This is a genomic window from Streptomyces sp. A0958, from assembly GCF_004795035.1.
Lineage (GTDB): Bacteria > Actinomycetota > Actinomycetes > Streptomycetales > Streptomycetaceae > Streptomyces.
In genome coordinates this window covers 144,885-161,254 of record NZ_SSBK01000005.1, presented here as the reverse complement: position 1 = coordinate 161,254, position 16,370 = coordinate 144,885, and the positions used below count along the sequence as shown (strand labels likewise).

Annotated in this window: 18 protein-coding genes; 6 read left to right on the top strand and 12 right to left on the bottom strand. The window is 70.5% G+C overall.

The genetic code is table 11. From position 1 onward, the window contains the following. Positions 1–56 precede the first annotated feature (56 nt). On the top strand, positions 57–437 hold the full coding sequence (locus tag E6P78_RS07460) for a metalloregulator ArsR/SmtB family transcription factor (RefSeq protein ID WP_136202713.1): 381 nt from the start codon (positions 57–59) through the stop codon (positions 435–437). Between the two features lie 178 nt (positions 438–615). Here the strand turns inward: E6P78_RS07460 and E6P78_RS07455 are convergent, their stop codons facing one another. The 7 genes from E6P78_RS07455 to E6P78_RS07420 form a co-directional block, all read right to left on the bottom strand. Next, entirely contained in the window at positions 616–1,677 is a 1,062-nt protein-coding gene (locus E6P78_RS07455) for an ArsO family NAD(P)H-dependent flavin-containing monooxygenase (RefSeq protein WP_136202712.1), read from the bottom strand. Between the two features lie 217 nt (positions 1,678–1,894). Further along, a complete protein-coding gene (gene arsB / locus E6P78_RS07445) occupies positions 1,895–3,019 on the bottom strand; it encodes an ACR3 family arsenite efflux transporter (RefSeq protein WP_136202710.1) in 1,125 nt (374 codons plus the stop codon). Further along, positions 3,016–3,324 carry a metalloregulator ArsR/SmtB family transcription factor gene (locus E6P78_RS07440; protein ID WP_136202709.1) on the bottom strand — a complete coding sequence of 103 codons (309 nt, stop codon included), beginning with the start codon at positions 3,322–3,324 and terminating at the stop codon, positions 3,016–3,018. Before E6P78_RS07440 ends, arsB begins: the two co-directional genes overlap by 4 nt. A 306-nt stretch (positions 3,325–3,630) precedes the next feature. Further along, positions 3,631–3,798 carry a hydrophobic protein gene (locus tag E6P78_RS07435; protein WP_136202708.1) on the bottom strand — a complete coding sequence of 56 codons (168 nt, stop codon included), beginning with the start codon at positions 3,796–3,798 and terminating at the stop codon, positions 3,631–3,633. Between the two features lie 121 nt (positions 3,799–3,919). Then, the gene (locus E6P78_RS07430) at positions 3,920–4,957 is read right to left on the bottom strand and encodes a LacI family DNA-binding transcriptional regulator (protein WP_136202707.1); all 1,038 of its coding nucleotides are present in this window, start codon (positions 4,955–4,957) and stop codon (positions 3,920–3,922) included. 203 nt (positions 4,958–5,160) lie between these two features. After that, complete coding sequence (locus E6P78_RS07425; RefSeq protein WP_136202706.1) at positions 5,161–6,819, bottom strand: catalase; 1,659 nt, start codon at positions 6,817–6,819, stop codon at positions 5,161–5,163. Between the two features lie 149 nt (positions 6,820–6,968). After that, positions 6,969–7,214, bottom strand: coding sequence for a DUF6480 family protein (locus E6P78_RS07420; RefSeq protein ID WP_136202705.1), 246 nt, complete (start codon positions 7,212–7,214; stop codon positions 6,969–6,971). Positions 7,215–7,468: 254 nt separating this feature from the next. On the opposite strand from E6P78_RS07420, the gene E6P78_RS07415 reads away from it, so the two are divergent. The 3 genes from E6P78_RS07415 to E6P78_RS07405 are packed head-to-tail and all read left to right on the top strand — an operon-like array spanning position 7,469 to position 9,137. Then, positions 7,469–8,128 (top strand): nucleotidyltransferase family protein, encoded by a 660-nt coding sequence (locus E6P78_RS07415; RefSeq protein WP_240799094.1) that lies wholly within the window; start codon positions 7,469–7,471, stop codon positions 8,126–8,128. Further along, positions 8,125–8,379 carry a hypothetical protein gene (locus E6P78_RS07410; protein WP_136202704.1) on the top strand — a complete coding sequence of 85 codons (255 nt, stop codon included), beginning with the start codon at positions 8,125–8,127 and terminating at the stop codon, positions 8,377–8,379. The genes E6P78_RS07415 and E6P78_RS07410 overlap by 4 nt, the downstream gene beginning before the upstream one ends. Further along, the gene (locus E6P78_RS07405) at positions 8,376–9,137 is read left to right on the top strand and encodes a metallophosphoesterase (RefSeq protein ID WP_136202703.1); all 762 of its coding nucleotides are present in this window, start codon (positions 8,376–8,378) and stop codon (positions 9,135–9,137) included. Before E6P78_RS07410 ends, E6P78_RS07405 begins: the two co-directional genes overlap by 4 nt. Before the next feature lie 70 nt (positions 9,138–9,207). Here the strand turns inward: E6P78_RS07405 and E6P78_RS07400 are convergent, their stop codons facing one another. The 5 genes from E6P78_RS07400 to E6P78_RS07380 all read right to left on the bottom strand — a co-directional run bounded on the left by E6P78_RS07400 (position 9,208) and on the right by E6P78_RS07380 (position 13,155). Beyond that, the gene (locus tag E6P78_RS07400; RefSeq protein WP_136202702.1) at positions 9,208–9,474 is read right to left on the bottom strand and encodes a DUF4235 domain-containing protein; all 267 of its coding nucleotides are present in this window, start codon (positions 9,472–9,474) and stop codon (positions 9,208–9,210) included. Next, positions 9,471–9,941 carry a DUF3618 domain-containing protein gene (locus E6P78_RS07395; protein ID WP_136202701.1) on the bottom strand — a complete coding sequence of 157 codons (471 nt, stop codon included), beginning with the start codon at positions 9,939–9,941 and terminating at the stop codon, positions 9,471–9,473. The genes E6P78_RS07400 and E6P78_RS07395 overlap by 4 nt, the downstream gene beginning before the upstream one ends. Then, entirely contained in the window at positions 9,938–10,351 is a 414-nt protein-coding gene (locus tag E6P78_RS07390; protein WP_136202700.1) for a phage holin family protein, read from the bottom strand. Before E6P78_RS07390 ends, E6P78_RS07395 begins: the two co-directional genes overlap by 4 nt. Before the next feature lie 76 nt (positions 10,352–10,427). Next, positions 10,428–11,477: a YihY/virulence factor BrkB family protein gene (locus tag E6P78_RS07385; protein WP_136202699.1), complete on the bottom strand. Its 1,050-nt coding sequence runs from the start codon at positions 11,475–11,477 to the stop codon at positions 10,428–10,430. Between the two features lie 130 nt (positions 11,478–11,607). Then, positions 11,608–13,155, bottom strand: a complete 1,548-nt coding sequence (locus E6P78_RS07380; protein WP_136202698.1) for a pectate lyase — start codon at positions 13,153–13,155, stop codon at positions 11,608–11,610. A 601-nt stretch (positions 13,156–13,756) separates the two neighbouring features. Here E6P78_RS07380 and E6P78_RS07375 point away from each other — a divergent pair. Both E6P78_RS07375 and E6P78_RS07370 read left to right on the top strand, forming a co-directional pair. Beyond that, positions 13,757–14,671 carry a diiron oxygenase gene (locus E6P78_RS07375; RefSeq protein WP_136202697.1) on the top strand — a complete coding sequence of 305 codons (915 nt, stop codon included), beginning with the start codon at positions 13,757–13,759 and terminating at the stop codon, positions 14,669–14,671. Positions 14,672–14,696: 25 nt separating this feature from the next. Continuing rightward, positions 14,697–16,343 (top strand): FAD-dependent oxidoreductase, encoded by a 1,647-nt coding sequence (locus tag E6P78_RS07370; protein ID WP_136202696.1) that lies wholly within the window; start codon positions 14,697–14,699, stop codon positions 16,341–16,343. Positions 16,344–16,370 lie beyond the last annotated feature (27 nt).

The following is a 16,370-nucleotide window of genomic DNA, read 5'->3' as shown; positions in this document are numbered from 1 at the left end:
ATTGCTGTCGATGTCTGAAGCTTGCCTTCGGTATAGATGGACGTCAAGATAGACACATGTCGAATTCAAAGGCCGAGGGACTATCGGTCCTGGACGCGCAGGCCGTGGTGCCGTGCTGCCCGCCGCTCACGGCGGCGGAGCTGTCGCGGGATGACGCGGAGAGGATGGCCGTGATGTTCAAGGCGCTCTCCGACCCGGTGCGGCTGCGCCTGTTCTCCAAGGTCGCCTCGCATCCGGGGGGCGAGGCGTGCGTGTGCGACATCCAGGACGTCGGCGTCTCCCAGCCGACCGTCTCCCACCACCTCAAGAAGCTGCGCGAGGCCGGTCTGCTGACCTCCGAGCGGCGCGGGACCTGGGTGTACTACCAGGTCGCGCCGTCCGTCGTGGCCGCCATGTCCGCGATGCTCGACCTGCGCCCGGCAGCCGCGGAACGCTGACCGAGGCCGCGGCCGGTCAGTCAGTGCCCTTCGGCGGCGGCAGGGACGTCATCGCCGACGAGGTGCCGCAGGGGCGCCCTGCGCCGTCGTAGCCTCGGCCCGTGTCGGCGTACGCCTCCGACACGTTCACTTGTACGCCGGCAGCCCGACGCCATGGGCCTCGGCAGATCCGTAACGGTCACCCGTCGAGAAGCCCCGCGACGCTCTCGGCAGTGTCGCGAGCGGGGCGGCCCACACCGATGAGGGTGGCGGAGGCCGGGCCCGTCCAGTCGCCGTAGCCGAGAAGGTGCAGCCGCGGTTCACCGGCCGCGCGCGTCCTGTCGGTGGCGATGCGGCCCCGTTCACCGCGCAGGCCCAGCGGGGCCAGATGGGAGAGGGAGGGCCGGAACCCGGTGCACCAGATCACCGCGTCCGCGTGGGCGGTGGTGCCATCGCGCCACCGGATGCCGTCGGTGACAAGCCGCTCGAACATCCGCCGCGTCCTGAGGAGCCCCGCGTCTCGTGCCGCGCGGACCGGCGGGACGGCCACGATGTCGCCGAGCGAGGCGACGCCGCCGGAGTCGGGGCGGCCTTCGTCCAGCGCCCGGCGTCGGGCGGTCGCGGCGTCGAACAGGGCCCGGCCGTCGATGTCGTCGGCGAGGAAGCGGGGCGGGCGCCGGGTAACCCAGGTGAGGTCGATGCCGTCGTGGGCGGCGAGGTCGGCGGCGATCTGCGCGCCGGAGTTCCCCCCACCGACCACGACGACACGCTGCCCGGCGAAGTCGGACGGGCGCCGGTAGCCGGTGGTGTGCAGCTGGCGGCCCGTGAACGTCTCCCGGCCCGGAGCGGCGGGGAGGAAGGGGCGCCACCAGGTGCCGGTCGCCGAGACGACCGCCCGCGCCGACCAGTCGGCGGCATCCGTCTCCACCCGCAGCCGTGTCCCGTCCCGGTGAACCGCGCGGACCGTGACCGGGCGGTGAACGGGCAGGCTGTAGCGCTGCTCGTAGTCGCTCAGGTAGTCGACCACGTGAGCGGCGTCGGGGTATTCCTGGCCCGGTTGTACGGGCATGAGCCGCCCCGGCAGCGAGGAGTAGCCGGCCGGGGAGAACAGGTGCAGGGAGTCCCAGGTGTGCTGCCAGGCACCGCCCGCGGTGTTCTGGGCGTCGAGGATCACGAAGTCCAGGCCCTTGCGGCGCAGGTGGTACCCGGCGGCGAGCCCTGCCTGCCCGCCGCCGATCACGACGACATCGGTGGTGGTCACGGAGTGCGCGCCGCTACGGCCGGGGCGTGGGCTTCGGCGCAGACCGGGCACAGCAGGGTGCACTCCCGGTGTTCACCGGGGGTGCCGACGAGGCTCCCGTGGCGCACGCTGCGGGTCGCCGTGCGGACGTGACGCGCACACACGGCGGCTCCGCACCTGTGGCACACCCCGACGGCATGGCCGTCCCTTCCTTCGGCGTGGCATTCCAGACAGTGCATCAGCTTTCCCTTCCGGGCGTGGTGCGGGCGTCGGGGGCGAACTTCTTGCGCCAGGCGAGGGCGACGTAGACGAGGCCGATCAGGACGGGGACCTCGATGAGGGGTCCGACGACGCCGGAGAGGGCCTGTCCGGAGGTGACGCCGAAGGTGGCGATGGCGACCGCGATGGCGAGTTCGAAGTTGTTGCCCGCCGCGGTGAACGCGAGGGTGCTCGTACGGTCGTAGGCGAGGCCGAGGCCCTTGCCGAGCAGGAAGGACCCGAAGAACATGATCGCGAAGTACGCCAGCAGCGGCAGTGCGATCCGTACGACGTCCAGCGGCTGCGAGGTGATCGTCTTCCCCTGCAGAGCGAACAGGATGATGATCGTGAACAGCAGGCCGTACAGGGCCCAGGGGCCGATCTTCGGCAGGAATTTCCGCTCGTAGTACTCGCGGCCCATCCTCTTCTCGCCGATACGGCGGGTCAGGAACCCGGCGAGCAGCGGCACGCCGAGGAAGACGACGACGTTCAGGGCGATGTGCCAGACGGGTACGTCCAGCCCCTGCCCGTCGCCGAGGCCGAGCCACCGGGGCAGCAGGTCGAGGTAGAACCAGCCCAGCACGCCGAAGGCCAGGACCTGGAAGACCGAGTTCAGGGCGACGAGGACCGCTGCGGCCTCCCGGTCGCCGCAGGCGAGGTCGTTCCAGATGATGACCATGGCGATGCAGCGGGCCAGGCCGACGACGATCAGGCCGGTGCGGTACTCGGGCAAATCCGGCAGGAAGGTCCAGGCCAGCGCGAACATGACCGCCGGTCCGACGATCCAGTTGATGACCAGCGAGGACACCATCAGCCTGCGGTCCCCGGTGACCGTGTCGAGCCGGTCGTAGCGGACCTTGGCCAGCACCGGGTACATCATCACCAGCAGACCGAGGGCGATCGGAAGGGAGATCCCGCCGACCTCGATCTTCGCGAGCGCGTCGTTCATCCCCGGAATGAGGCGGCCCAGGCCCAGACCGACGGCCATGGCGAGCAGAATCCACACCGCGAGGTACCGGTCGAGCGTGGAGAGCTTCCTGACGATCGAGTCCTCGCCCCCGGCTCCCGGGGCCGGGCGGGCGGCGGCGGGCTCGGCGGAGGTCACGGACAGGCCCTCTTGTTCTCGACGGCACTACGGGCGGACTCGGCGAGCTCGGCGAAGTGCGCGGACACCGAGGCCAGGACCTCGGGGCGCAGCTTGAAGTAGGTGAACCGGCCGCACGGCTCGGTCTCCACCAGGCCGGCTTCGCGCAGGACCTTCATGTGGTTGGACAGGTTCGTCTGCTTGGCACCGGTCTCCTCGACCAGATGCGACATGCAGAGCGTCTCCCGGGCCAGCAGGGCGACCACCCGCATGCGCAGCGGATCACCCAGAACCCGAATAACATCAGTGTCGACTGAAGTCAGCATGCACTGATGCTCCCACATCAGCACCCCTTGATGCCACCAGGGACTGACATCAGTAGCTACTGATTTCTCCGTGAGGCAAGAAAGGTCCCCTCAACGTGTGAGTGACCGGAGATCTCATCCCTGGAGGTCATGGTTCTGGATGAAATCCCCGGTCACCTTTCCCGGGTGCCCTGCATTGCATTACTTATCCTCGATCCCGTCTCCGATGATGTGGGACCGGCATACGAATGGCGTGCGGGCGGGCCGCGACGTCGAATCGTCGCGGCCCGCCCGCACGCCATGAGGGGTCTGCTCAGCCGGTGGCAGTCACCATCGGTACCAGCGGCCCCGCTTGCCATTGGCCGTCGGCCGGATCACGAATCCGAGCAGCCATACCACCAGCACAATCACTGCGATCCACCACAGCGCCTTCAGTGCGAAACCGGCGCCGAAGAGAATCAGGGCGAGCAGCAGAACAAGAATGATAGGAACCATGATTATCAACCTCCGAGACATCCTGTGCCCAAAGATTCCGCCTTCACTCCAGAGGCCTTACGAGATTCTTACGGGCGTCTCTCGATGACGGTCGTCGCGGCAGGGCAGGCCCTTACGCGGCTCATGTCCAGCGCGTCGGCGAAGTCAGGCTGGATCTGCGGACGACCAGTTCGGGCTGCAGGATCACGCCGCGGTGCTCGTGCGGGGCGCCCTCCGTCTCCTCGATCAGGAGTTCCGCGGCCAACGTGCCCATGGCCACCGCCGGCTGCCGCACCGAGGTCAGCGGAACGGCGGCCGCGGCAGCGAATGCGATGTCGTCGTACCCGACGATCGCGATGTCCTCGGGAACACGCACGCCCGCGGAGTACATCGCCTGCAGCACCCCGAGCGCGAGCAGGTCGTTCGCGCAGAACACCGCTGTCGGCCGGTGCGCCAGGCCGAGGAGCCTGGCACCCGCGTCCCGGCCGGCGGCGACGTCGAGCCGCTCGGTGGTCAGCTCCCGCAGGGCAGCAGGGGTGTGGCCGGCCTCGCGCAGCGCGTTGAGTGCCCCTGTTCGCCGGTCCCGGACCTGGCTCAGCGTCTTGGGGCCGCTGACGTAGGCGATCGACTCGTGTCCGGCCTCCAGGAGGTGACGTACGGCGAGGGCGCCGCCCAGCACGTCGTCCACCGAGACGGAGCAGGTCTCCGGGTCGTCCCCCACCCGGTCCACGAGGACGAACGGGATTCCGGAGCGTCGAAGGGTCTCGATGTTGCGTCCGCCGGCATCGGCCGGCGCCAGCAGTACCCCGCGGACGCGCTGCTCGGCGAAGAGGGACAGGTAATCCGCCTCGTCGCTCCGGCTCCGCGCGCTGTTGCAGACCATGACGCCGAGCCCCTTGTCCCGTGCGGTGCGCTCGGCGCCACGGGCCACGTCGACGAAGAAGGGGTTGCCCATGTCGAGGACGACCAGGCCCACGACTCGGCTCTGGCCGGCCCGCAGGTGTCGCGCCGATTCGCTGCGCACGTAGCCCAGTTGCTCGATCGCGGACAGGACCCTGCTCCGCGTCTCGGCGCCGACCCCGGCGGGGCGGTTGATCACGTTGGAGACCGTGCCGACGGACACACCGGCGGCCCGCGCCACGTCCTTGATTCCAACCGGCCGAGATACCGGGCGGGACATCAGTGATCTCCTCCTTGTGTGCCGAGCACGGCGGGGAGGAGTTCTGCCGGCTCCTGCCCGTCCCGCGGCTACCTTGCCATGCGGGCGAGGGACACGTCGGAGTGGCAGGCACGTACTGGTCGTTCCCCTTGTCGGGACGACGCCGTACTCGTGACGCCGGTCCCCCGCGGCTCGCCGCGGGGGACCGAACGCGACGGGGCGCGTCAGCGGGTGACCACGTGCCGCTCGTTCGGTACGCAGTGGGTCATCGTCAGTCCGGCGACGTCGCGCGGCGGGTTGTCACCCAGGCGGGAGAGCCGCTGCCGGTCCTCGTCGGTCAGGTCCTGGCCGGCCAGCGGCTCCAGGCCCTTCACGTCCTGTGCGCTGATGCCGAGGCCTTCGCCGACCTTGAGGCCCAACTCGTTCTCCACGAGCAGGAAGTGCCAGACCATCCGCTCCTGGACCGGCCGGTCGCACTGGGAGAGCAGATCGATGAAGTTGTGGACCAGGTCGTCCCGCTCCCACTGCTCCATCAGGAGGTAGCGCTGGCCCGCCTGGAGGTAGTCGTTGGCGCGCGGGATGCGCTTGCGCGTGAGCCTGCCGCGTACCTCCGGCCCCACCTCGTCGTGCGTGGGGTACTGCGCCTCCCGCAGGCCTCCTGTGACGGACGGCTCGTAGTTGACGACGGGGTTCTCGCCGCCACCGTCTACGTGGTACGCCATCAGGCCGTCGCGCTGGTTGGTGCGCACCTCGGCGTTCTTGGGCTGGTTGACGGGCAGTTGCAGGTAGTTGGGGCCGACGCGGTAGCGCTGGGTGTCGCTGTAGGAGAAGGTGCGGCCCACCAGCATCTTGTCGTCGGAGAAGTCGAGCCCGTCCACCAGCACACCGGTGCCGAAGGAGATCTGGTCGTTCTCGGCGAAGTAGTTCTCCGGCATCCGGTCGAGCACCATCCGGCCGACCGCCCTGGGCGGGAAGTCCTGTTCGGGCCAGGTCTTGGTGTCGTCGAGCGGGTCGAAGTCCAGCTCGGGGTGATCGTGGTCGTCCATCACCTGCACGAGCAGTTCCCACTCCGGGTGGTCGCCGCGCGCGATCGACTCGTACAGGTCCTTGGTCGCGTGGCCGAGGCTGTCCGCCTGGACGTTGGCCGCGTCCTCCTCGGTCATGCTGCGGACGCCGGCCTTGGGCATCCAGTGGTACTTGACCAGGAAGGACTCGCCCTCGGCGTTGACCCACTTGTACGTGTTGACGCCGAAGCCCTGCATGTGGCGGTAGTCCGCCGGGATGCCGCGCGGGCTGAACAGGTTGACCAGCATGTGCATGCACTCGGGCGTCTGCGACATGAAGTCGAAGATGCGCCTCGGCTGCTGCTCGAACGTGACGGGGTCCGGCTTGAGCGCGTGGATCACGTCGGGGAACTTGATCGCGTCCCGGATGAAGAAGATCCCCAGGTTGTTGCCGACGAGGTCCCAGTTGCCGTCCTCGGTGTAGAACTTCACCGCGAAGCCGCGCGGGTCGCGGGCGGCCTCGGACGAGTCGTGACCGCCGATGACGGTCGAGAAGCGCACGGCGAGGTCCGTACGCTTGCCGCGCTCCTGGAAGAGCTTGGCGCGGGTGAGGCGGCTGATGGGCTCGTCGCCGAAGGCTCCGTACGCCTCGAAGTAGCCGTACGCGGTCACGCCCCGGGCGTGGACGACGCGCTCGGGGATGCGCTCGCGGTCGAAGTGGCTGATCTTCTCCAGGAACTGGTAGTTCTCCAGCGTGGCCGGGCCCCGGGCGCCGACGGTGCGCTGGTTCTGGTTGTCGTAGACGGGGTGGCCCTGCCGGTTGGTGAGCGTCTCGCGTTCGTCACCGGCGGCGGGGCCCCTGCTCGATACGTCCGTCACGTGTGTCGACTCCTTCGAAACGTGTACGTATGCTCCGGTTCACCAAGCTATGCGAGGTTTACGCACACGGCCGGATGGAGCGGTCCGTGCGGGCGGACAGCCGTCGGCGCCGTCCCGTTCGGCTGTTCGGGTCGCCGCTCCCCCGCGCCTCAGAGCAGCAGGATGATCGCGTAGACCAGGAAGAACGCCGCGATGAGCAGCGTCAGGCCGATGATCAGCGCCATCGGGGCCTTTGCCCAGCCCTTGGGCGGGTTGTAGGTGGTGTCCTGGGGCCCCGTCCCCGACATACCGCCCTCGGCGGGCGGGGTCTCGCCCGGTGGGACGCCCCCGCCGGGCTCGAGGCCTGTGGTCTTGCGGGGTTCCGGATCGGGGTCCGGGGTCTGCGAAGGGCTCATACGCTCCACGTTCCCCGATCGCCGCCGGATTCGCCCGCCCACCGCGACAGAGGTGCGGCCCGTTCGGCCGTCCCGGCGAAGAGGTGGCGCGGTGGTCCCTGCGGTATGAAGAGGTGGCGTGGTGGTCCCTGCGGTATACAGGGACACATCGTGACCAGTGCAGCAGCCGGCGTCCGGAAACGGAGCAGCAGGTGACGCGGAACGCGCAGGACCCCCCTCCCCACGGACGCGAGCCAGTCAGCGGTACGCGTCCGGTGGGTGCCCCGGGCGGCGGGCCGGCCGGTGGGGCGGCCAGTGGGGCGGCCGGTGGGTCGCCGCACCACGAGGTCCGCACCGAGGGGCTTCCGCCCGACCTGAACCAGGCCATCCTGGAGGCGACCAAGCAGGTCGCCGTCATCCTCAAGCGGAGCGGGCACGCCTTCGCCCTGGCCGGCAGTGTCGCCGTGTACGCGCACGGCGGGACCGGCAACCTCCAGCACGACGCGGACTTCTGCGTCCGGCCCGAGGACGCCGAAGCGGTCGCGGCCACCCTGGAGGAGGCCGGGCTGCCGGTGTTCACGCCGCCCGAGGACTGGCTGCTCAAGGCCAAGTGCCTCGGCCAGGACATCGACCTCATCCTCGAAGTGGCCAACGAGCCGGTCACCCCGGAACTGCTGGGCCGGGCCATGGACCTCTCCGTGGACTCGGTGCACATGCCGGTGCTGGCGCCGACCGATCTGATGCGGTCGCTGCTGGCCGCCTTCTCCGAGCACCACTGCGACTTCGGCGCCGTACTGCCGATCGCCAGGCAGCTGCGCGAGAGGGTCGACTGGCCGGCCCTGCGCCGCGAGTACGGGGAGTCACCGATGCCGGACGCCTTCCTCTACCTGCTGGAACGCCTCGGAGTCGTCGCAGCGCAAGGAGGAGAACGATGAACGCCCCAGCCGATGTCGAGTACCGCATCGCCCATCTGAAGGACCGGCTCGCCGCGGAGGAGACGGGCGAGCTCGGTATCCGTATCGAGAACCGCGGGTCGTCCGTGACCGTCGTCGGTACCGTCCCCACCGCGCACTGCCGCGAGGAGCTGATGGGCACCGTGAACGACGAACTGTCCGGGCTGACGGTCCGCTTCGACGTCGTCGTCGCCGATTCGGCGGCCCCGGACCACTCGGAGGAGGTCCTGTGATCCGCGTCGCCGCCGTGGGGGACATCCATATGGGCCCCGACAGCCAAGGGGTGCTCCGGCCCGCCTTCGAGACGCTTCCCGAATGCGCGGACCTGCTGCTCCTCGCCGGGGACCTCACCCGCCACGGCACACCGGAGGAGGCCCGCGTGGTCGCCCGGGAGGTCGCCGGTCTGGCGGTGCCGGTGGTCGCCGTGCTCGGCAACCACGACCATCACGACGAGCGGCCGGAGGAGGTCACCGCCATCCTCCGCGAGGCGGGCGTGCGGGTGCTGGAGGGCGAGGGCACCGTCGTCGAGACCGGTGGCCGGCGGGTGGGTGTCGCGGGCACCAAGGGGTTCGGCGGCGGTTTCGCCGGGCGGAGCGGCAGCGAGTTCGGGGAGCCCCTGATGAAGGAGTTCATCCGGTACACCCGCCGCTGCGCCGACGGGCTGCGGACCTCGCTGGAGGAGCTGGCCGGGCAGGGGTGCCAGGAGCGCATCGCGCTGACCCACTTCGCGCCGGTGCCGGACACCCTCGCGGGGGAACCCCTGGAGATCTACCCCTTCCTCGGCAGCTATCTGCTGGCGGAGGCCATCGACGCGGCGGGGGCGGACCTGGCCGTCCACGGCCATGCGCACGCGGGTACGGAACACGGGATGACCAGCGGCGGCGTCCCCGTGCGCAATGTCGCCCAGCCCGTCATCCGCAAGGCCTTCAACGTCTACCACCTGCACGGCGACCGGAGCGGCGAGACCGCCGCAGCGGCCGGCAGCCGATAGGTTCCCGCACCGGACGGCGGAGGTGGCGGCGGCGTGGTCACGGGCGCCGTCACCTCCGCTTTCCGATCCGTCAGCCCGGCCAGGTACCCGTCAGGCGGCGGGCGGTCACCGCGCCCGACCGCTCGACGGCGGCCTTGACCACGGCGAAGATCGCGCCCTGGACGGCGGCGGCGAGCAGGATCTGCCGCCAGGGACGGTCCTCGTCCATGGCGTCGGGCGCGTCACCCTCGCCCTCGATGGCCTTCCACACCTGCTTGAACGCGACGCCCGCGACCATGCCCCCGACGGCGCCCAGGACCAGCCCGACCGGCTTGTAGGCGATCTTGGCCGCCTTCACCGGCGGTGCCCCCGGCTGCGGCGGACCAGCAGCACGGTGAGGAGCAGCGCACCGGCCGCCGCCAGCAGCGGCTTGCGGTTGGCGCGCGCCGCTGTCGCGGCCTGGCCGGCCGTCTGCAGCAGCGGGTCGGGCGTCTTGTCCACCGCGTACTGTCCGGCCCGGGCGGCGCCGTCGCGTACCTGGGCGGCGGCCTGCGCCGTCTTCTCCAGGACGGGGTCGGGTGTCCGGTCCTTCAGCTTCTGCGCGACCTGACCGGCCTTCTCGCGCACCTGACCCGTGGCCAGGGCGGTCTTCTCCGCGGTCTGCTGCTTCACAGCGGCCGTCCTCTCCTTCGCCTGCGCCTTGATGTCGGCCTTGGCCGCCAGCGCCTCGACGGTGTGCCCGAGTTCGTCGCGGGTGTGCTCGACCTGTCGGCGCAGGTCCTCGGGGGTGGGGTTCTCGGTGTCCGTCCGGGGTGTCTCGCTCATCGGTGTGCCTTTTCCTTGATCTCTGCCACATCGGCCTTGACGCTGTCGATGGTCTGCTCGGGTGCGGGGCCCCCGGCCTCGGTGATCTGCCGCTTCCCAGCCAGCGCGGCCACGGCGGCCACGGCCGCCAGCACCGCCGTGACGATGAGGGCCGCCGCCCACACCGGCAGCGCCGACGCGAGGGCGGCTATGCAGGTCGCCACCAGGGCCTGGGCCGTCAGGAAGCCCAGCAGTCCCGCGGCGCCGAAGAGGCCGCCGCCCTTCCCGTACCGCTTGCCCTTCCGGGTCAGTTCCGCCCGGGCGAGCTGCATCTCCTCGCGGACCAGCTCCGAGATCTGCTGCGAGGCCCGTGAGACCAGCACGTTCACCGATTCGTCGGTGGCGTGGGTCTGTCGCTCCATCGTGCTCATGGCGAGGTCTCCTTGCCTTCCTCGATCTGTGGTCCTGGCACGACTACCCTGCGAACGCCCAGGTACCGCCCGCACGTCATTCCTCCATGCGGCGGCGGTCCGCCTCGCTCCAGGCTCGGGTGTCGCGGGGTTCCACGTACGGCTCCTCATCCTCGGGCAGTCCCCCGGCGATCGCGCGTCGGCGGGCCATCTCCGCGTCGAACTCGAGGCCGAGCAGGATCGCCAGGTTGGTGATCCACAGCCACACCAGGAACACGATCACGCCGGCGAGGGTGCCGTAGGTCTTGCTGTACGAGGCGAAGTTCGCGACGTAGAACGCGAACCCGGCCGAGGCCGCCAGCCAGATCAGCAGGGCCAGGAAGCTGCCCGGGGTGATCCACCTGAAGCCGCGGCCCTTGGCGTTCGGGGCGGCCCAGTACAGCAGCGCGATCATGAGCGTGACGAGGAGGACCAGGACCGGCCACTTCGCGATCGACCACACGGTCAGGGCGGTGTCGCCGATGCCCAGGGCGGTCCCCGCCTGCCGGGCCAGGCCGCCGGAGAAGACGACGATGAGCGCGCTGACGCAGGCGAGGACCATCAGGGTGACGGTCAGGGCGAGGCGCAGCGGCAGGACCTTCCAGACCGGCCGCCCCTCGGGCAGGTCGTAGACGGCGTTCGAGGTGCGGATGAACGCGGCGATGTAGCCGGAGGCCGACCACACGGCGACGGCCAGGCCCACGATCGCCATCACCGACCCGACGCCGGCGTTGCCCTGGAGCTGCTGCACGGCGTCGGTGATCACGTCGCGGGCGGAGCTGGGCGCGAGCTTGCGCAGGTTGTCCAGGACCCGCTGGGTGACCGACTCCCCCGCGATGCCCAGCAGGGACACCAGCACCAGCAGTGCGGGGAACAGCGACAGGACGCCGTAGTACGTGAGCGCCGCGGCCCGGTCGGCGAGCTCGTCGTCCTTGAACTCCCTGGCGGTGGAGCGCAGCACGGCGCGCCAGGACCGGCCGCTCAGCTCGGTCGGCTGGTCCGGTGCCCGTTCCTCCACCTCTTCGCCGGGCCCCACCTGCGGCTCGTGGCCGTCACCGGCGCGCTCGTCGTCTTCTCGGTCGGTGCCAGAATGCGGTGTCCGTGTCATACCGTGCGGCTTGCCCGCCGGGCGGTACTCATGTCTGCGGGGAAAACCGGCCCGGGAAAGGTGGTGCTCCCCGGACCGGCCTGCCTGCCTGCCTGCCTGCCTGCCTGCCTGCCTGCCTGCGAATGCGCCGCTAGCCGGCGTACGTCTCGAACTCCGCGATCTTCGGCGTGCCGCTGGAGCCGGTGATCTCGAAGGTGATCTTGCGCAGTGAGGTGGTGGGGATCGTGATGGCGCCGGCGCCGCTGCCGGTCTTCAGGACCGCCCCGGTGTCGGCGTCGAGGACCCGCCAGGAGCCGATGGCGCCCTGGGCGCCCGCCGCCTCCCGGATGTCGAGCGCGGAGACGCTGGTGGCGGAGGGCCACTTGATGGAGACGGAGCCGGTCGAGCCGGACGGCGACCAGTAGGTGTTCATGTCGCCGTCGCGCACGTTGCCGTAGCTCGTCCCGCTCGCCTTGCTGGAGCCGTCGGCGCCGGCGCCGATGCTGAGGTTGGTCCCGCCGGGCGTGGTCGGGTCCGTCGGGTCGGTGGGATCGGTCGGGTCGGTGGGGTTGGTGGGGTCGGTCGGGTTCGTCGGGGAGCAGTTGCCGTCCGAGACTTTCAGACCCTTGTTGGCGCCCGCCGTCCGGGTCACGATGTCGGGCACGCAGGAGGCCGCGTCGAGGCTGTAGGCGTAGGGGATGCTGACCGTGGTGTTGGACTGGGGGTTGGGGCCCGCCGGGTGGTTGTCGCTGCCGGGGGTGGACCAGGTCACGTTGTCGAAGGTGTTGCCGCTGACCTGCCAGTAGCCGGTCGTGTCGGTGTAGAAGGTGCCCAGGACGTCCTTGGAGTCCTTGAAGTAGTTGTTGTCCACCTTGGCGTGGGCGCCGGCCCGGGAGTTGATCCCGGACTTGTTGAGCTTCACGTAGTAGTTGTTGTAGATGTGGGCGATGCCGCCGCGCAGCAGGGGCGTGCGGGAGTCGACGTTCTCGTACAGGTTGTGGTGGAAGGTGACGAAGCCGTTGTTGAGCTGGGTCTCGCTGGAGCCGATGAGGCCGCCCCGGCCCGAGTTGCGCAGGGTGCTGTAGGACAGGGTCACGTACTGGGTGTTGTCCTTCAGGTCGAAGAGGCCGTCGAACCCGTCCGACTCGCCGCCGGACGCCTCCAGGGTGGCGTGGTCGACCCAGACGTTGCGGACGTCGCTCTCCATGCCGATGGCGTCGCCGCCGTTGGAGGTGGGCGAGCCGGACTTCCTGACGTTCTTGACGGTCACGTTCTGGATGATGATGTTGCTGGACTGGCGTATGTGGATGCCCAGTTGAACGAAGACGGCGCCACTGCCGACGCCGACGAGCGTGACGTTGCTGATCTGCTTGAGCTCGATGACACCGGCCGCCGTGTTGCAGCTGCCGCCGGACACCTTGGCGGTGTTGGCGTGGTTGATGGTCCCCTCGACCTCGATGGTGATCGGGGTGCTGCTGCTGGCCCGGCCGCACAGGGCCTGGTGGATCTGGGTGCCGGTGGTGGCCCGTACGGTCTGACCGCCGGCGCCACCGGTGGTCCCGCCGTTCTGACTCGCGTAGCCGGTGGCGCCGCCGGTCGCCGCCGAGGCCTCGGGCACGGTCAGGACCGCCCCGGTCGCGGCCGCCAGGGCCATCGTGGACAGCGCCGCAGAGAGTCGCAGCGCGACTGGTCGCCTCATGTTCGTCCTCATTCGTCTCGGATCACGGGTGGGGAAGCCGCGTGGTGCGGTCGTGCCGAACGTGCAGGTGCCGCGTACCGTAGTTGGTGCGGGCGGACCGCCGAAGTTGCCGCGGTGTGACGCCCGCCGTAACGAGGCCTGAAGAAAGGGAAAGCGCTTTCTGGTCGCCGAGAATAGGGCCGCCAAGGTTCCACTGACAAGGCTGCGAGCACTGACAGAATGCGCTCTCTTTTCAGGGACACGACAAATCGGCGTGCGATCGGGGCGCAACCGGGTCGTAACGAGTTGGCGTTGACACCGGACGCCTGGGCCGCGGCGGACCGTCACGGCCTCCCGCACCCGCCCGCGGGCAAGGCCGCAGGGCCTCCGCGCCGGGGCACACCAACACCACGCGCGCGCCTGCACCGTGGAGGGAACGTACGAATTTCCTACGCGGGGGTAGTGAGCGCGCCGCTCTTGCTATACCTTCCGTCTAACAGCTTGCTAGACACCACGTCTAACAAGCGAGGCGGCGCTCGGCGGCCATCGATCTCATCGGGCTGACGCAAGGTGAGGGTGCCGGGCGGCGACGGGTCGATCTCTCGAGTCAAGGAGCCGCAGCATGGCAAGCAGCACCGTTCGGCCGGAGGACCAGGACCGGGCCGCCGAGCAGGACGTCGCCCGGCGCCTGCTCGATTCGTCCGCGAAGCTCTCGTACGACCCGGCCACCGAGGTGGACTGGAACACCCCTCTGGACACGGACCACCACGGGGCGAGCCCCGAGTGGAGCACGCTCTACGGGACCGCGTACTGGGGCGAGTTGACGGATGCTCAGCGCAAGGCGCTGACGCGCCAGGAGGCCGCGTCCGTCGCCAGCACCGGCATCTGGTTCGAGATGATCCTCCAGCAGATGGTGCTGCGCGACATGTACGCCAAGGACCCGACCGACCCGCGTTTCCAGTGGGCCCTGACCGAGGTCGCCGACGAGTGCCGGCACTCGATCATGTTCGCCCGGGGCGCCGCGAAGCTGGGCGCACCGGCCTACCGGCCGCGCCGGCCCGTGCTGGAGCTGGGCCGCGCCTTCAAGACACTCGCCTTCGGCGAGGCCGCGTACGCGGCGATTCTCGTGGCGGAGGAGGTGCTCGACGTGATGCAGCGCGACTGGATGCGCGACGAGCGCGTCGCGCCCTTCGTCCGCACGATCAACAACATCCATGTGGTGGAGGAGTCGCGCCACATGAAGTTCGCCCGCGACGAGACCCGCAAGCGGCTGCGCGGCGCGGGCCCGGTGCGCCGGCACCTCAACGCGCTCGTGGTCGCCGTCGCCTCGTACTACATCGTCACCAGCATGGTGAACCGGGACGTGTACGCGAACGCGGGCCTGGACGCCGCGCGGGCGATTGCCGAGGCGAAGACCAACGAGCATCACAAGTCCCTTATGAGGTCGAGCTGTTCGGGGCTGATGGAGTTCCTGGCCTCGGCCCGCCTGCTGACGAAGCCGGCCCTGTTCTTCTACAAGCGCGCCGACCTGATCTGACCCGAGCCGAGAGCCCGAGCCGACCATGACCTACGCCATCACCCAGACCTGCTGCACCGACGCCACCTGTGTCGCCGTCTGCCCCGTCAACTGCATTCACCCCACGCCGGAGGAACCGGCCTTCGGCAGCACGGAGATGCTCTACGTCGACCCGCAGACCTGCATCGACTGCGGTGCCTGCGCCGACGCCTGCCCGGTGGACGCGATCTTCCCAGTGGACAGCCTCTTCGGGGCGCGCGAGGAGTACGCCGCCATCAACGCGGCCTACTACGCGGACCGGGAGCTGGAGCCGGCCACCGGACCCAACTTCCACGCCTGGGGCGCCCCGTCCTTCGCGCGCAGCCTGCCCTCGCACTTCGCGCCGATCCGGGTGGCGGTCGTCGGCACCGGCCCCGCTGGGATGTACGCCGCCGAGGACCTGCTGCTGCACACCAACGCCGAAGTGACCCTGGTCGACCGGCTGCCGGTGGCGGGCGGCCTCGTCCGCTACGGCGTGGCGCCGGACCACCCGGGGACGAAGGGCGTGGGCGAGACCTTCGCGCGCTTCCACTCCCACCCTCGGGTGCGGATGCATCTCGGGGTCGAGGTGGGCAGGGACGTCACCGCCGAGGAACTGGCCGCGCACCACGACGCGGTGATCTACGCGGTCGGCGCCGGCGCCGACCGCAGGCTCGGGATACCGGGCGAAGACCTGCCGTCCAGCATCGCGGCGACCTCGTTCGTGTCCTGGTACAACGCGCACCCCGAGGTGGCGCCCGGGGCCGTGGACCTGTCCGGGGCCGAGCGGGTGGTCGTCGCCGGGAACGGCAACGTGGCTCTCGACGTGGCGCGCCTGCTCGTCACGGACGCGGCCTCGCTGGCGGGCACCGACATCGCCGACCACGCGCTCGCGGCGCTGCGCGGCTCGGCGGTGCGCGAGGTCGTGCTGCTGGGGCGGCGCGGCCCGAAGGACGCCGCCTGCACCTCGTCGGAGCTGCTCGCGCTCAGGCACCTGCCGGGCGTGGAGCTGGTGGTGGACGACCACGATCCGCGCATCGGCCCCGCGATCGGCGGCGCGGTGTCCGGCAGTGCGGCCGCCGTGCTGCGGAGCGTACGCCGGGAGCGCGTGGACTGGTCGCGCCCGCCGGCGGACGGGCGGCGCATCGTGCTCCGCTTCCACTCCGCGCCCGTCGAGGTCATCGGCCGGGACGACGTGGAAGGCGTCCGGGTCACGGCCGACGGGGGTGAGGCGCGGCTCCCGGCGCAGCTGTTCCTCCGGGCGATCGGCTACCGGGGCCTGGCGCTCCCGGGCCTGCCCTTCGACGAGGCGAGCGGCACGGTCCCGCACGAGGGCGGCCGGGTGAGGGGCCTGCCCGGGACGTACGTCGTCGGCTGGATCAAGCGCGGCCCTTCGGGCGGCATCGGCGCCAACCGCACCTGCGCGGCCGAGACGGTCGGCACGCTGCTCGCGGACGCGGTCGCCGGTGCGCTCCCCTCCCCCGCCCACCCGGCCAAGGCGTTCGGCCGTCTGGTCCGCGGCCGGAGCCGCCAGGTCGTCGACGCCCGGGGTCTGGCCGCCATCGACCGGGCCGAGCGGGCGCGCGGCCGGGACGGCGGGCGCCCGAGGGTCAAGTTCTCCACGGTCCCCGAGCTGGTCGCGGCGGCGAAGGGGTGGCGCAGGGCCGCGAGCTGAATCCGTGCCGGTCACGCCCTCGGCGTG

Bases quoted from the DNA above. Each gene is read 5' to 3' on its own strand.
- E6P78_RS07460 (WP_136202713.1), top strand. From the start codon at position 57: ATGTCGAATTCAAAGGCCGAGGGACTATCGGTCCTGGACGCGCAGGCC.
- E6P78_RS07440 (WP_136202709.1), bottom strand. From the start codon at position 3,324: ATGCTGACTTCAGTCGACACTGATGTTATTCGGGTTCTGGGTGATCCG.
- E6P78_RS07435 (WP_136202708.1), bottom strand. From the start codon at position 3,798: ATGGTTCCTATCATTCTTGTTCTGCTGCTCGCCCTGATTCTCTTCGGC.
- E6P78_RS07430 (WP_136202707.1), bottom strand. From the start codon at position 4,957: ATGTCCCGCCCGGTATCTCGGCCGGTTGGAATCAAGGACGTGGCGCGG.
- E6P78_RS07420 (WP_136202705.1), bottom strand. From the start codon at position 7,214: ATGAGCCCTTCGCAGACCCCGGACCCCGATCCGGAACCCCGCAAGACC.
- E6P78_RS07410 (WP_136202704.1), top strand. From the start codon at position 8,125: ATGAACGCCCCAGCCGATGTCGAGTACCGCATCGCCCATCTGAAGGAC.
- E6P78_RS07395 (WP_136202701.1), bottom strand. From the start codon at position 9,941: ATGAGCGAGACACCCCGGACGGACACCGAGAACCCCACCCCCGAGGAC.
- E6P78_RS07390 (WP_136202700.1), bottom strand. From the start codon at position 10,351: ATGAGCACGATGGAGCGACAGACCCACGCCACCGACGAATCGGTGAAC.
- E6P78_RS07385 (WP_136202699.1), bottom strand. From the start codon at position 11,477: ATGACACGGACACCGCATTCTGGCACCGACCGAGAAGACGACGAGCGC.
- E6P78_RS07380 (WP_136202698.1), bottom strand. From the start codon at position 13,155: ATGAGGCGACCAGTCGCGCTGCGACTCTCTGCGGCGCTGTCCACGATG.
- E6P78_RS07375 (WP_136202697.1), top strand. From the start codon at position 13,757: ATGGCAAGCAGCACCGTTCGGCCGGAGGACCAGGACCGGGCCGCCGAG.
- E6P78_RS07370 (WP_136202696.1), top strand. From the start codon at position 14,697: ATGACCTACGCCATCACCCAGACCTGCTGCACCGACGCCACCTGTGTC.